Source organism: Microcoleus sp. T3_A4 (genome assembly GCF_036700465.1).
Taxonomy (GTDB): Bacteria; Cyanobacteriota; Cyanobacteriia; order Cyanobacteriales; family Microcoleaceae; genus Microcoleus.
The window spans coordinates 270,812-284,856 of the sequence record NZ_JAUBOY010000001.1; the positions used below are offsets into that span (position 1 = coordinate 270,812).

Annotated in this window: 12 protein-coding genes; 5 read left to right on the forward strand and 7 right to left on the reverse strand. The window is 45.0% G+C overall.

All coding sequences use genetic code 11. From position 1 onward, the window contains the following. The first annotated feature begins 190 nt into the window (after nucleotides 1-190). Entirely contained in the window at nucleotides 191-1,720 is a 1,530-nt protein-coding gene (locus tag QUA07_RS01120; RefSeq protein WP_333321773.1) for a phenylacetate--CoA ligase family protein, read from the forward strand. Between the two features lie 188 nt (nucleotides 1,721-1,908). Here QUA07_RS01120 and QUA07_RS01125 read toward each other — a convergent pair whose 3' ends face one another. The 5 genes from QUA07_RS01125 to QUA07_RS01145 all read right to left on the reverse strand — a co-directional run bounded on the left by QUA07_RS01125 (nucleotide 1,909) and on the right by QUA07_RS01145 (nucleotide 7,554). Continuing rightward, nucleotides 1,909-3,003, reverse strand: a complete 1,095-nt coding sequence (locus QUA07_RS01125; protein ID WP_333321775.1) for a Rho termination factor (modular protein) — start codon at nucleotides 3,001-3,003, stop codon at nucleotides 1,909-1,911. Between the two features lie 420 nt (nucleotides 3,004-3,423). Then, on the reverse strand, nucleotides 3,424-4,353 hold the full coding sequence (locus tag QUA07_RS01130; protein ID WP_333321777.1) for a ParB N-terminal domain-containing protein: 930 nt from the start codon (nucleotides 4,351-4,353) through the stop codon (nucleotides 3,424-3,426). Beyond that, a complete protein-coding gene (locus QUA07_RS01135; protein WP_333321779.1) occupies nucleotides 4,353-5,855 on the reverse strand; it encodes an AAA family ATPase in 1,503 nt (500 codons plus the stop codon). The genes QUA07_RS01130 and QUA07_RS01135 overlap by 1 nt, the downstream gene beginning before the upstream one ends. Nucleotides 5,856-6,037: 182 nt before the next feature. After that, nucleotides 6,038-7,090: a fatty acid desaturase gene (locus QUA07_RS01140; protein WP_333321783.1), complete on the reverse strand. Its 1,053-nt coding sequence runs from the start codon at nucleotides 7,088-7,090 to the stop codon at nucleotides 6,038-6,040. A 257-nt stretch (nucleotides 7,091-7,347) separates the two neighbouring features. Continuing rightward, a complete protein-coding gene (locus tag QUA07_RS01145) occupies nucleotides 7,348-7,554 on the reverse strand; it encodes a hypothetical protein (protein WP_333321785.1) in 207 nt (68 codons plus the stop codon). A gap of 195 nt (nucleotides 7,555-7,749) precedes the next feature. On the opposite strand from QUA07_RS01145, the gene thrC reads away from it, so the two are divergent. The 3 genes from thrC to purU all read left to right on the forward strand — a co-directional run bounded on the left by thrC (nucleotide 7,750) and on the right by purU (nucleotide 10,592). Beyond that, nucleotides 7,750-8,874, forward strand: a complete 1,125-nt coding sequence (gene thrC / locus QUA07_RS01150) for a threonine synthase (protein ID WP_333321788.1) — start codon at nucleotides 7,750-7,752, stop codon at nucleotides 8,872-8,874. A gap of 129 nt (nucleotides 8,875-9,003) precedes the next feature. Further along, the gene (locus QUA07_RS01155) at nucleotides 9,004-9,624 is read left to right on the forward strand and encodes a Uma2 family endonuclease (RefSeq protein ID WP_333321790.1); all 621 of its coding nucleotides are present in this window, start codon (nucleotides 9,004-9,006) and stop codon (nucleotides 9,622-9,624) included. Nucleotides 9,625-9,737: 113 nt separating this feature from the next. Then, a complete protein-coding gene (gene purU, locus QUA07_RS01160) occupies nucleotides 9,738-10,592 on the forward strand; it encodes a formyltetrahydrofolate deformylase (protein WP_333321792.1) in 855 nt (284 codons plus the stop codon). A gap of 137 nt (nucleotides 10,593-10,729) precedes the next feature. Here purU and QUA07_RS01165 read toward each other — a convergent pair whose 3' ends face one another. Beyond that, nucleotides 10,730-11,719 carry a mechanosensitive ion channel family protein gene (locus QUA07_RS01165; RefSeq protein WP_333321795.1) on the reverse strand — a complete coding sequence of 330 codons (990 nt, stop codon included), beginning with the start codon at nucleotides 11,717-11,719 and terminating at the stop codon, nucleotides 10,730-10,732. Nucleotides 11,720-12,134: 415 nt separating this feature from the next. After that, nucleotides 12,135-12,770, reverse strand: coding sequence for a hypothetical protein (locus QUA07_RS01170; protein WP_333321797.1), 636 nt, complete (start codon nucleotides 12,768-12,770; stop codon nucleotides 12,135-12,137). A gap of 129 nt (nucleotides 12,771-12,899) precedes the next feature. Here QUA07_RS01170 and QUA07_RS01175 point away from each other — a divergent pair, with 129 nt between their 5' ends. Then, a complete protein-coding gene (locus QUA07_RS01175; RefSeq protein WP_333321799.1) occupies nucleotides 12,900-13,925 on the forward strand; it encodes a YihY/virulence factor BrkB family protein in 1,026 nt (341 codons plus the stop codon). Nucleotides 13,926-14,045: the final 120 nt, after the last annotated feature.

Here is a 14,045-nt window from a genome sequence, read left to right on the forward strand (position 1 = left end):
CTATCCCCTGTGGTTATTGTGAAAACAGCGGTTTCGTGCTATGGAAGTTTATCTACTGCGCCATATTTTCGAGCGACCTCAAAATGTGTTCAAATTTTTAGTGTCCAGCCCAATGTGCGATCGGGTGTTAGCGCTACTAATTGAATCTTGAGCGATCGAGGTGCTAAATACCCATTTTAAGGAGCAAATCATGCAGCCAGAACAGCGTCAGCGAGCAATGGGGGCTTTTGAAGAGTTTTTAAGGGCGCCGCTTCAGGAACGATTGCAACACCAGCAGAATCGAGTTGCCGAATCCGGGGCGATCGCGCTTTTTCAAAAAGTCGCGGCCACAGTACCAGCTTACCAGACTTTCCTAGCTGCACTTAACATCAATCCCGCCTCAATTCAAACCTTTGAAGACTTCCAAAAATTGCCGCTAATTACCAAAGAGAATTATTTACGCTGTCACCCGCTACCTGAGTTGTGTCACCAGGGGAAATTAGAAACTTGCGATTTCATTGCTGTTTCATCTGGTTCGACAGGAAACCCGACGTTTTGGCCGCGTTTTATCAGCGACGAGTTGCAAATTGCCGCTCGTTTTGAACAAATATTTCACGACAGTTTTTACGCCGACCAACGCTCAACTTTAGCTGTCATTTGCTTTGCGTTGGGAACTTGGGTAGGCGGAATGTACACGGCAAATTGCTGCCGCTATCTAGCGAGTAAGGGCTATCCAGTTACAGTTGTGACGCCTGGGAATAATAAGACTGAAATATTTCGAGTAGTGCAGGAACTTGGGGAGCATTTTGAGCAAGTAGTTTTGTTGGGATATCCGCCGTTTATCAAGGATGTGATAGATAGCGGAATTGCTGGGGGTGTGGAGTGGCAAAAATATCGAATTAAGATGGTGTTTGCGGGGGAAGTGTTTAGCGAAGAATGGCGGAGTTTGGTGAGCGATCGCACTAATTCTGACAATCTATATTACAACTCTGCGAGCCTTTACGGTACGGCAGACGCGGGCGTTTTGGGCAACGAGACACCGCTGAGTATTTGCATCCGCCGCTTTTTAGCAAACAATCCCGAAGCAGCACGCAATTTATTCGGGGAATCGCGGTTGCCAACGCTGGTGCAGTACGATCCGAAAAGCCGCTTTTTTGAAGTGAATAATGACGGCACGCTGTTATTTTCGGGCGACAACGGCATCCCGCTAATACGCTATCACATCTCGGATAACGGCGGTTTAATTTGTTACGAAGCAATGCTCAATTTTTTGGCAGAATGGGGATTTAATCCTGTCGCACGTTTGCAGCAAGAAGCAGGTATGAAAGTTTCTGATTTTCCCAGAGGAATTCGCTGCTTGCCATTTGTGTATGTATTTGGGCGATCGCACTTTACCGTTTCCTACTTCGGTGCCAACATTTACCCGGAAAATGTCACCGTAGGTTTAGAAGTTCCCACCATTCGGGAATGGGTGACGGGAAAATTTGTACTGCAAGTCAAGGAAGATGCGGATCAAAATCGGTTTTTATCGGTGGTTGTGGAATTAGCAGCGGGGGTGGAGGGCGACGAGGAGATGCAGCAGGCGATCGCATCTTCAATTCTCGCGCAATTGCGGCGGCTAAACAGCGAATTTGCTAATTACGTGCCGCCAGAATATCAGTTACCTGTGGTGACATTAACGGAGACGGGCGATGCGGAGTATTTTCCGATTGGGGTAAAGCACAGATACACGCGGCAGTAAACCGTGTTTTTGTGAGTAGGGGCTGGACTAAATTGTATCGGGATCGATATTTAATTATCGCAGTTTCGCGGCCAGGCGATCGGCTCGTTTCTGCGCCCAAAACTATTCTGAAAGCCCGATCGCGCTTTTTGGCATAAAACGCGATCGAACACCGAACAATTAGTTTTTAACTATTAGCAACTACCGTTTTATCTGCCGTCAGCTTCCCTGAGAGCCGCCAGAATTTCTGGTCGTTTCATGCGCGCGTAGCCCCGCAGTTTCCGCTCTTTACCGATCGCCTTCAACCCTCTCAGCGAAAGACTTTCGTAGTCATCCTCTGGGGACGGGGACGGAAACGGCAACTCTAACTGCAACTGCGGTAACTGAGGTTTTTGCTGTGCTTTCGACTGCTTCTTAGGCTGCGTTTTTGACTGCTTCTTCGGCTGTGCTTCGGGCTGTATTTCTGAGTGCGTAGCTGTGGCTCCCAGTTGGCGGCGGAGCGTTTCAATTTGATTTTTTAGGTCATTTTCTACGTCTTCAATGGCGTCGGAAACAAACTGATTAATTGTTTCGACTGTGCGTTCTAATTTTATTGACAGCAGTTTTTCCAGTTCATCCAACTGTCTCAAAGCACCTTCAAGATTTACCTCAGAAATAACAGCCGATGTTGGCGGACGGTTGCTGCTCGATTGTTCAATTTTTTTAGCCATTTTATCTACCTTTTCATGAAATGCTTTTTCCACTTGTTCGAGCAAATGCTTAATCTGTTCTATTTGGTTACGCTCAAAGTTCTGCTCAGTTAGAGCTTTTACGTGCTTTTTTAGCAGGTCTTCATTTTTTTTAACAGATTGTTCTATTTGTTTTGTTAGACTATCTACCTTTTTTTGAAATGATAGCTCAAATTGTTGCAGTAGAGTGTCAATTTGTGCTGTTTTCTGAGTCGGTTGCGGAGCTAAATGTTCCATTTCTGCTTGAGCAACAGCTACCTCCTCGTCGGTCATTTCAAATACCCACGCCCACATTTGCTCGATGCCGAGTTCTTTAGCAACAATACACCAATCTGAGCCGCAGACAACTTCATATTCTTCTTCGTTGCTGTAAGCTTCTGTAGGGCGTACAATTAAAGGAATTAAGTTGCTGCCTTGCTCGATCAGACTTCTCCTAAGAGCTTCGCGGCGTTCGCGAGGAATTTCCCCCCGATGAGGCTCTGGTATGGCAATTTGGGAAGTGTAAATCTGACTGTGACTAATTGGCTTAATCCGCAAATATTCAACTATTGGGTTTTGATCGGACGATCGATCCATCTTGTTACAAGTCCCCTTTTGTCATTAAAATCTGGTGTTTGGGTATTTATGTATGTTTGCACTTTACAGCCTGCGTTTTAAGGGATGCAGGACTAACCCAAGAACTCTAATTGTAGGGTGCGAGACAAACACCTTACCCAGACCGTGGTAAGTTAAAGGGTTTCTTGGGTTGAGTCTTCCCAGTCTGCGATCGAACTCGGTTATCTGGGGGAGATATGGTGTTGCTGCTGTACCTGTGCGGATGGCTGTGCGGTGACACCCCGGACGATCGGCAAAAGTTACTGCAATTCCTAAAAAAAGCGACTGTGATGAGTTTAACTGCCTGCGGGACACCAAGCATACACTGCTTTACTCATCTTTACTTTTTTTGGTGTAGAGACTCACTGAGTCAAAGTTAGCAGTGGTGGCAAAAATGGCGAGTTATGAGTATTTTTGCCACTTGTCAATTATTTTAATCATTGTTTTGTCGGTTAACCCATCAATACGTTTGACCGCACTTGTAAATGACACAAACGGCTGCACCTCTCGTTCTTTGATTATTCTTTTGATTACTGGAGACTTCAAGCCCGCATCTTGAAAATTCGCCAACATTTTAAATTCATCTAGGGTATTGAGTGCTTCCAACGCCGACATTGATTCGGAAGCTACGTTTTCAACTTGTGGTATCCTCTCTACCACCACTGGTTTTTCGGGTGGCAACTCAGATTTTAACTCATTAATTCTGTTTGCTAAACCAGCTTCAACTAACAGAGATACTTGTTGTAAGATTCGGTTTTCAAGTTCTTGTATACTCTGGGCGAAAACTTTTTGTTCACGGGCGTACTCGGCTTTTAAGTCATTAATTTGACGGGCCAACTGAGCTTCAATATTTGTTAGTCGCTGTTCTAAACTAGATGAATCTTGGGGAGTTTCATTTTCACATAAATTAGGGACTTCGACCAAAGAAACCGGGTTTTTTATTGAATCTGCAGGCTGTGACGAAGTATTTTCCTCAAAAAACCCGGTTTCTGGGAGATCAACTAACTTCTCAGTGATTGCGGTTTTTCTGATAATTTTAAGTTGTTCGAGGAGAAGTTCTTCATTTTCTTCTTCCAGGATGAATGCTCCGATTGTCTCGCCTTTGGGAGCATCTATTTCCTTTGCTCTCGCCGCCGCATAATATTCAAAGTCTCCGTCTACTATTTCGTAAGCATCCATACCGTTTCGGCGGACAATTATCGGATTAATCAATCCTCCTGACTCTAAAATCAGTCGCGCTAATTTATCCAAATCAGCATCTGCAAAATTGGAACGTGGAACTGCGGATGTAATTCTTTTCACTGCAACCAGTGACGGAAATAATTTTTTCATTAGTTTTTACCAATTTTTTCTAAAACTTCTATTGCTAGCATTTCAAATTCTTGGGAGGCGATGGAATCTGGCTTAAAGTCTAGCACTGAAATCGGATCTGCGATTTCCATATTTCCCACGATTTGCATTTGTTCTGCACACTTTGCTAAATCGTCTCTCTCGTAAATTACGCTGTCCATGATTTCCAGACCGTAGCGTTTGGGAATTGCCTCCCTCCGCTTGGGCAAACTATACTGTACAAATTTAGTATTAGTTGAGATTTTGCAGGGGAGTACGCCTAAAATTGCGATCGGCTGTTTGCCGATTATTTTCCTGAATGCGTTAACTTTTTTGATAAAATCCTTGACATTAACCAATCCTTGATTGGCAAAAGGTTTTAAGTCAGAAGGAATAATTAAATAATCCGCCGTAATTAGGGCAACTCTGGCGTAAAAATTCAAAGAGGGCGGCGTATCGATCAGTACAATATCATATTTATCCTGTGCTACTGCTAGTTTCTGAATTAAAATCAGGCGACTGTAATCTAGTTGATTGAATTCGGTTTCTTCGTGCATCAAATTGATGTGGGAAGGAATCACATCAATTTCGGGATGGCAAAAAGTTGACTTTCGAGCTACTTCTGCAATCGAGAAAAAGTCTTCTGATTGCAAAACTTGAAGAATATTATTATCTTTCAAATCGTCTTGTTCTTCATCCTCAAATTTTACTAAACCTGTCGCAAATGTTGTATTAGCCTGACTGTCTAAGTCGATTACCAAGACTCTTTTACCTTGTTTGCTAAGCGCAGCAGCTAAATTGACTACTGTTGTAGTTTTGCCAACGCCGCCTTTATTGTGGTAAACTGCAATAATTTTCATCGTATTTTGGCTTTTTTGGGGAACGGTTACATCGGATTTAACTTGAGGCTTAACGGGATTATTTTCAGGTATTTGTTCCGGTTCTGAGATGTGACTTGGCTCAGGTTCTGCGGTGGCGGGATTGCGGTGCTGTACTGGGACTTCGCTAATTAACTCAGGACTAACCAAATTAATTTTACTATCCTCCAGTTCGAGATTATCGGGATTTTTTATAAATTTTAAACGATCTCTGCCAATTAAAGCGATAATTTCATCAATTCTATTTTCAAGGTCTTTTCCAGCACACTTAAAGACTAGCTGAATATCATCAACGACTCTTTGGTAAATTCTAATTTCTTTACCGTTAGTTATGAGGCCGTAGCGGATGCTCAAACTTGTTAAATAGCGATTGAGTTTTCGCAGGTGGCGGTCTAAATTTTCCTTCGGATGTTTAGCCTCCATAACTACACTCATCGGCGATTCTGCATCGACAACTATGGGGATAACTTGGGTGGCAAATGAGAGGAAGTCTAGACGAATATTCCCAAATGCTATTTCTTGGTGCCAAGTATCGGGCGTATAGCCTAGTTTTGGTAGCAGATAGCTGACAATCAGTTTGCTTTCTACTTCGCTTTCGTTGCGACAGTTATTGGGATTGAAAGTCATTCGATTTTAGATTTTAGGTTTTAGATTTTAGATTGGGAATGACTGATTTAATAATGGTACGGATTGTGATATTCACAGTAGGGCGCGCATTCCGCACCTTACAAAGGCTACGGATTGTAATATCGAAAAACCCGGTTGTGTTTGACCAACCGGGTTTTTCTGGCATTTATCGCGTTTAAAACTTACTTTGTTTTAGCGTTAAATTCCTGCAATGTTTGATAGCCACCAGCGGGATTGTACAAGTGACAGTTGTCGGCAATCCGCTTCATTAAAGACCAAGAAAATTTTGTTTCGTAGAGATGATCTTGCCAATTTTCCTTTAAGCTGCTGTGGGCGAGGCGCAAATTGTACCAGGGAATAGCAGTTGAAAGGTGGTGGGGAACGTGGACGTTAATGTCGTGGCACAGAAACTCTACCCAGCGGGGATAATCGCAGTGAACTGTTCCCGATAGTTGCGCTTGGGCTTCGTTCCATTCTTCGGGTTCTTTAAAGGAAATATCTGGTGCTGTGTGGTGAACGATCGTAAAAGTGCTCATCCAGAAATGGTAAACCAGCCAGGGCACTAACCAAAATTTGACAAATCCCCAAATGCCTGTGGTTGCAATTAAAATCGGAAATCCGATCGCAGCACCGATTAAAACGACAAAAACTGAAAACCGCACTTGTTCTTGTTTCTGTTTGCCTTTGAAGCGCCACCACATGAAGTGCACTTTTCCCCAGTGGGCGATCGAGCCGATCCACCACATTGGACCAAATATTAAACTATAAGCTATTTGTAAAGCCTTGGGCGCAGCAGCGTAGTCTGCTGCTGTCATCGGGTGCCAAGCATTATCCTCGCCAAGTTTGTTGGTGTGTTTGTGGTGATAATTGTGTCCGTGCCGCCATGCGTGAAACGGATAAATTAACGGCAGAAATGCAATATGTCCGACTAAATCGTTTACCCAGCGGCGGTTAGCAAATGACCGATGACCGCAGTCGTGACCGATCACAAAAAAACCGGTTAATCCGGTGCCTGTGAAAATCCACATTAGGGGTAGTAGAAACCAAGGAGAGACTGCTATGCCCCAGTAACCGACAGCAACTAAAAGAACGTTGACAATTACTTTTGTCCAAGCTTTGCGGGGGTTTTTGACGAATACTTCCCGCGGCAGGGTTTTGAGAATATCTTTGAGGCGCAGGTTGGAAGTGTCACTTGCGGATGTCAAATTTAGTGGTTTTTCGATCGATGCTGTCATAAACTGATTTCGATTCTCCGTATGCCATGAGGATGGCTTAACAAATTAGCGCAATAAAAAAGCGCCGTAAAATGTCAGCTCGTTGCCAGCAAGCAGCAGACGAGTTGAGCTGTAGGCAAGCGCGTTTTAGCAAAAGCTAGCGATCGCTATCCGCAGTTAGGAATTTCTAGCACTTTCGGCAAAAAACACTGCGGGTAGCAAAACCTTTGTTTTTATAACACAGGGGCAGGACAATTAGCATTAGCGACTGTTGTCTGCTAATTGCTGTTGCTGCCCGAAATGGGGTCGATCTCCCGCAAGCCAGCGATCGAGCGTTGCTGTTTGAGGCTTTGTACTTCCAGCAGCAAGGATTCGATTTCTGCTTGCAAGTGCAGGAACTTAACTTGCTGATCGGCTTGGTAGGGGCACTTTACCAAATCTACTTTGCGGGCAAAACTGGTCGATAGGGTAGAAGAACTAGCCATTTCGGGGTTGCTCGCGGTGACTTGAGGCCGGGAAAGAGTGGATGAATTATTTGACATTAGTAATTGAGTAGACATATCTACACATTCACACCATTAAGTTACTTTAACCTGAACCGATCGTATTAAACATCAAATTAACCGATCAAGCTAAAATTAGTGTAAATTCCTTAGCCATTGCCTAAAACCATTGACATCGTGACCCTGATTCTACCTGCTACTGACTCTGCTGCTAACTCCGCTGCCCGCGCAGCCGAGCCGAAACGCTACGGCTGGCCCGGCTTGATCGAAGCTTATCGCCCCTACCTGCCGGTCACAGAAACCACGCCGGTAGTGACCCTCCAAGAAGGCAATACTCCCCTGATTCCAGCACCTGCGATCGCCTCTATCATCGGTCGAGACGTGCGCGTCCTGGTGAAATACGACGGCCTCAACCCCACTGGTAGTTTCAAAGACCGGGGGATGACAATGGCGATTTCCAAGGCGAAGGAAGCTGGTGCCGAAGCTGTAATTTGCGCTAGTACCGGCAATACTTCGGCCTCCGCCGCCGCCTACGCCCGACGCGGGGGGATGCGAGCTTTCGTGTTGATTCCCGAAGGTTACGTGGCTTTGGGCAAGCTGGCGCAAGCTTTGCTTTACGGTGCGGAAGTAATTTCGATTGGGGGAAATTTCGATCGAGCCTTAGAAATTGTCCGCGAAATGGCTGTCAATTATCCGGTGACATTGGTCAACTCCGTCAATCCTTACCGCTTGGAAGGTCAGAAAACCGGAGCTTTTGAAGTGGTGGACGCCTTGGGCGACGCCCCCGACTGGCTGTGCATTCCCGTGGGAAATGCGGGAAACATCACAGCATACTGGATGGGTTTTTGTCAATACCACCAAGCCAAAAAATGTTCGCGCTTGCCGCAGATGATGGGATTTCAAGCAGCCGGGGCTGCACCGTTGGTAACGGGCTCACCGGTATCGCACCCAGAAACCTTGGCGACGGCGATTCGGATCGGCAACCCCGCTAGCTGGAAACAGGCGATCGCAGCTTCCGAAGCCAGCCGCGGCAGTTTTGCTGCCGTCACCGACGCCGAAATTCTGGACGCTTACCGCTTGTTAGCATCGCAGGAAGGGATTTTCTGCGAACCGGCGAGTGCAGCTTCTGTGGCCGGCTTGCTGAAGGTAAAAGATCAAGTTCCGACTGGGGCGACGGTGGTTTGCGTGTTGACTGGTAACGGTTTGAAAGACCCGGATACCGCAATTAATCACAGCAACAATATGTTTAAAAGCGGTATTGCTCCGACTTTGGATGCAGTAGCTGGGGCGATGGGATTTTAAAAGAAGGAAGAGGGAACAGGGAAATATGAAAACTCTTTGTCATCTTCTCTCTCTTCTCTTCCTCTGCGTCCTCTGCGTCCTCTGCGGTTCGTTAAAAAAATTCTTAATTCATCACTAGGAGCAAACAGAATGGTTCAATCACCTGCCAAACTTCTAAGTGTTGATGAATTTATTGCCAACTTTGGCGACAGCGAGCGTTACGAACTAATCGATGGTGAATTAACCGAAATGGAGCCCACGGGGCCGCACGAACAAGTATCCGCCTTCCTCGGGCGAAAACTCAATGTAGAAATCGATCGTCTGGATCTACCCTACTTTATTCCCCCTCGCTGTCTCATCAAATTATTAGGAACAGCAACAGCGTTCCGCCCCGACGTACTTGTAGTAGATCGAACTCAACTAATTAATGAACCTTTGTGGCAACAAGAACCTGTAATTACATCGGGAAACTCAATTAAACTAATCGCTGAAGTCGTCAGCACCAATTGGCAGAACGACTACGCCCGCAAAGTTGAAGATTACGCAATGCTGGGAGTGCCTGAGTATTGGATTGTGGATTATCTGGGCATTGGCGGCAGAGAATATATTGGCAAACCCAAACAGCCGACAATTACGATTTGTATGCTGCGAGAAGATGAGTATCAAAAACAGTTGTTTCAAAAGAGCGATCGACTGATTTCTTCACTCTTCCCAGACTTGCAGTTAACCGCACAACAAATCTTCGGAGCAAGCAGTATTTTAAATTCCTGATTACCAAACGGCGGTAGTTCGAGTAACAGTAAGCTGCGTAGCGTACACCCTACAGAATAACTTCAAAGAGCTTGTATGCTGCGGAGCGTCAATAAAACTTTAGCGATTATACAATGACTAGCCCTACTGCAACCCTGTTAATTGCCTGTCCCGATCGCAAAGGACTCGTCGCCTTACTTGCCAATTTTATCGCGTCCCACAACGGCAATATCATCCACGCCGATCACCATACAGATTTTACCGCCGGATTATTTCTGAGCCGGCTAGAATGGCAATTAGATGATTTTGACTTAACCACCGAACAAATAACACCTGCTTTTAGTGAAATTGCCAAGGATTTACAAGCCAATTGGCAACTGCATTTCTCCCAAAAAATTCGACGGCTTGCGATCTGGGTCAGCCGTCAAGATCATTGTTTATTAGACTTAATTTGGCGACAGCGAGCGCAAGAAATCAGAGGTGAAATTCCCCTGATTATCAGCAACCATGAAAATTTAAAGCCCATTGCCGCACAATACGGTATCGACTTTGAGTATATTCCCATTACTAAAGACAATAAAGCTATTCAAGAAGCACAACAGTTAGAACTTCTTAAAAAATATAATATTGATTTAGTAGTTCTGGCTAAATATATGCAAATTTTGAGTCAAGACTTTATCATAAAATTTCCCAAGGTGATTAATATTCACCATTCATTTTTACCCGCGTTTGTGGGTGCAAATCCCTACGAAAGGGCTTATGAAAGAGGGGTAAAAATTATCGGTGCAACAGCCCACTATGTTACCCCAGATTTAGATGCGGGCCCGATTATCGAACAAGATGTTGTGCGCGTCAGTCACCGCGATGAAGTATCTGATTTGGTTCGCAAAGGTAAAGATTTAGAAAGGGTTGTGTTAGCAAGAGCGGTGCGATATCATTTACAAAATCGTGTTTTAGTTTACGGCAATCGGACTGTGGTTTTTGCTTGAAAATTAGGTATCATATCAATCCTGGTTTGTTACTCCTTTGATCACTCGGCGGGTGATATCAATTCCGGTTGCACGATCGCAGTGTAGCGACTCCCAAAGTTTTCTCAACTTGATATTTTTCATGAATTGTGACGCGCTTAAGATTGTCCATTGTCGTCAATTTGCGATCGCCCTTGCCTCAGTTTTCGCACAGAGTTACTAATACGACGAGGTTTCGGAACTTTACCTTTGTCTACTGGCCATCCTTCACGTTGCTGGGAGTGATCGCCATCGGTTTCTTCGGTTTGATCGTACAACAAGATGTTGCGCGTGGGATAAGGCAAATCGAGGCCGTTTTCCACATATAGCTTTTTTTTAATAGCACAAATTACCTTGTCGCGCGATCGCAGATCGTCAATTCGGCGCGGCGGAGCAATCCACCACCGAACGCGGATATTGACCGTACTTTCTCCTAGATCCATCGCCAGTACATCGGGTGCAGGAGCTTTCAAAACCTCCTTCAGGCTGTGGAGTGCTTCCAGGATTAACTGCTTGGCCTGGTCAATATCGTCGCCGTAACCAATACTAATATCGTATTCCATGCGGCGTTTATCGAAAGCAGTATTCACTGTCACCGAATTCGTAAACAATTCGGCATTTGGAATGACAATCCGCCGACCATCATAGGTTTGGATTGTTGTAGCGCGGGTCTCAATATTTTCTACCGTTCCCTCAAAGTTTTTAAACACAATTTGGTCATCGATTCGGAACGGTTCCGTCAACAGAATTAGGATACCGGCTAAGAAGTTTTGCAAGATATCGCGAAATGCAAAACCAATGGCCACCCCGCTAATTCCCAGCAGTTGCACCAAATCGCCAGCTTTTAATGTAGGAATTACAATCGAAAGAGAAATAAATAGACCAACTAAAACGATCACACTCTGGGCTAACCGTCCTAACACCAGCCCCAAATTTCGAGCTTGGTGGTGGTGGCGGGTAAGTCGCCTGACCACTCTCTTAATTTGCCTCCCCACAAAGTAAAAAATTGCAAAGACAATTAAGGCCAGCACAATATTAGGCAGCATGATCATAAAGCTGTCGATCATGCTCTGAATCTTTTTCCAGACTATAGATATCTCTGCCTTCATGAAGTTTCCTCGCGCATCAGTCGTTGTCGATAGTAGTAAAATTTAGCTCGATTAAGTTCTATCTAAAGACTGTAGGTTGGTACGACGCGAGGAAGATTTTTTGGCAGTCCTCAAAATTTTGAATGCAGATTATAGGTTGGGATATAGTACAGTTACATCGATTAGTATATTATCCGTAGATGCGGAATAATATCCACTCAGCCCTTCATCGGAATTATTCATCTCTCTTCCCTTCGTCTGTATCCTCTGCGTCCTCTGTGGTTTAATCATTCCGATAGAACCGGCATTGAATATCATCAAGAAGCTGAGAAATTAATGCCGCTTAATTGCAGGAAAAGCAAAAACAACACATCGGTAACTAAATCCCACCTGCTAAGGGGAGTCGCCATGCCGACAATTCCTTAATTTGTAACTCCTAATTCCCAAAGGGCGGTAAATCGAGTAACTGATTTTTAGAAGGTGGAAGTTGGGCGGGATTTTTGCCTGTTTGGGCGGAAGTTTGGCGGATTTCTATCGCAGTTTCGCCAGGATTTGCAGTGCGAGTAGGTACTATTTCTAAAGAATATACTGTCTCGGTTTTTGCAGGGGCAGGATTTTGGGCTTTGGTGAGCAAGTCAACGGCATCTCCGAGGGCGCTAGTTAAATTTTTGCTAGTTTCGGCGTGACGGGCTTCTTCTTGTTTGAGGGCTTGAGTGAGTTGTTTAACTTGTTCGATCGCCCGATCGCGCTCTTCGAGGACTTCTGCTAACTTAGCTTTAAGTTCGCCAACTGTTTGCAGTTGTTCGACTTCCTGCTGGCGAGCAACTCCAGCATCGTCGCCTTCGGGTGCAATGGGGGAAAAATTTTGTAATTGCTGTATTTGTGCTTCCAGAGAAGCGATGCTTTGCTGAGTTAATTTAGCATCATTCCGCCGCTGCTCGGCTTCAGTATTGTAGAGTTGGCGCCACTGAGCGGCACTTTCACCAGCCTCATCGCGATCGCGCGAAACTTCTGTTAACTGCTGTTGCAGCCGCTTGATTTCATCTAACCACTGTCTGACATCCTGAGCCATAATATTGATTTTAGATTTTAGATTTTAGATTTTAGATTGGGGAATTGGGATTTGGCAATTGCGAGTTGATAATGGCTTAATTAATTAACGACTTGTGTACCTCATCTTTCGCCCCATTGCCTGTGCGCTATGAACATTTTTTACTGGTTGCGCTACCTGATTTTAGCTTTGTTTAAGGCATTTTTGAGGCTGCTTCGAGCTCTCAAACGGAAATTTGGTGGTTTTTGGCTGTTTTGTCGGTGTTTGACTTGGGACACGCTCAAAGAAGTCGGCGCGAAGGCAGGAGAACAGCGCTTGCCGGGGCTGTCTGCGGAAATGGCCTACAATTCTATGCTGGCGCTGTTTCCGGGGCTGTTGGCTATCTTATCTGCGATCGCCCTCTTTGAACCTTTGCAGTCAACACTTTATCAAATCGCCCGTCTTTTGGGCGAAATTATACCCGATGACGTGCGGAAGTTGATTGGTGGCTTAATCAAAGAAATTCTGTTAACTCGCAGTAAAGGGCTGTTTTCGGTGAGCTTTCTTGGGGCGATTTGGGCATTTTCTGGAGTAATGAGCGCGGCGATGGCTGCACTCGATCGCATCCATGACATCCCCAGCGATCGAGCTCGACCATTTTGGAAAGCAAAACTTATTTCTCTGGCGCTGAGTATCGGTACAATTGTGCTGTTAATTCTAGCATCGGGAGTAGTCTTTGTCAGCGACTTAATTGTACAAGCTATTGCCCGCCAGAGTTGCCTGCTGGAGTCCGTCGCCAATTGCAATTTAAAAGATGTTCAAAATTGCTTGCTACTCGCCAGCACTTGCCCTTTGGAGTCGCAACTGTTAGGTGTTTGGCGGTTGTGGCGGTGGCCGATTTCTTTGGGAATTATATCACTAGCTTTTGCCTTTGTTTACCGCTACGGGCCTAGCCGCCGTCAACCAGATATTCCTATTTTTTCGGGAGCTGTTTTTGCTGCTATTTTGTGGGCGCTTTTTTCAGCTTTATTTCGGTTTTATGTTTTGCATTTGGGCAATTACACTTGGACTTACGGCACGATTGGAACTTTTATTGTGTTGCTGCTGTGGCTCGATCTTTCTTCTTTGGTGATGCTGATCGGCGCTCAGTTGAATGTGACAGTGGGAAAGGCAATGAAACAATCAAAATTAAAATAATTTGTTAAGTTTTAATTGTTAATTCTTATTTGTTATTTGCCGGATGCTGGCTTACCGACGGAGTAAAGTGCTGAGGATACCCGCAACAAAAGACAACAAAATTAGTATCCAGATAACACC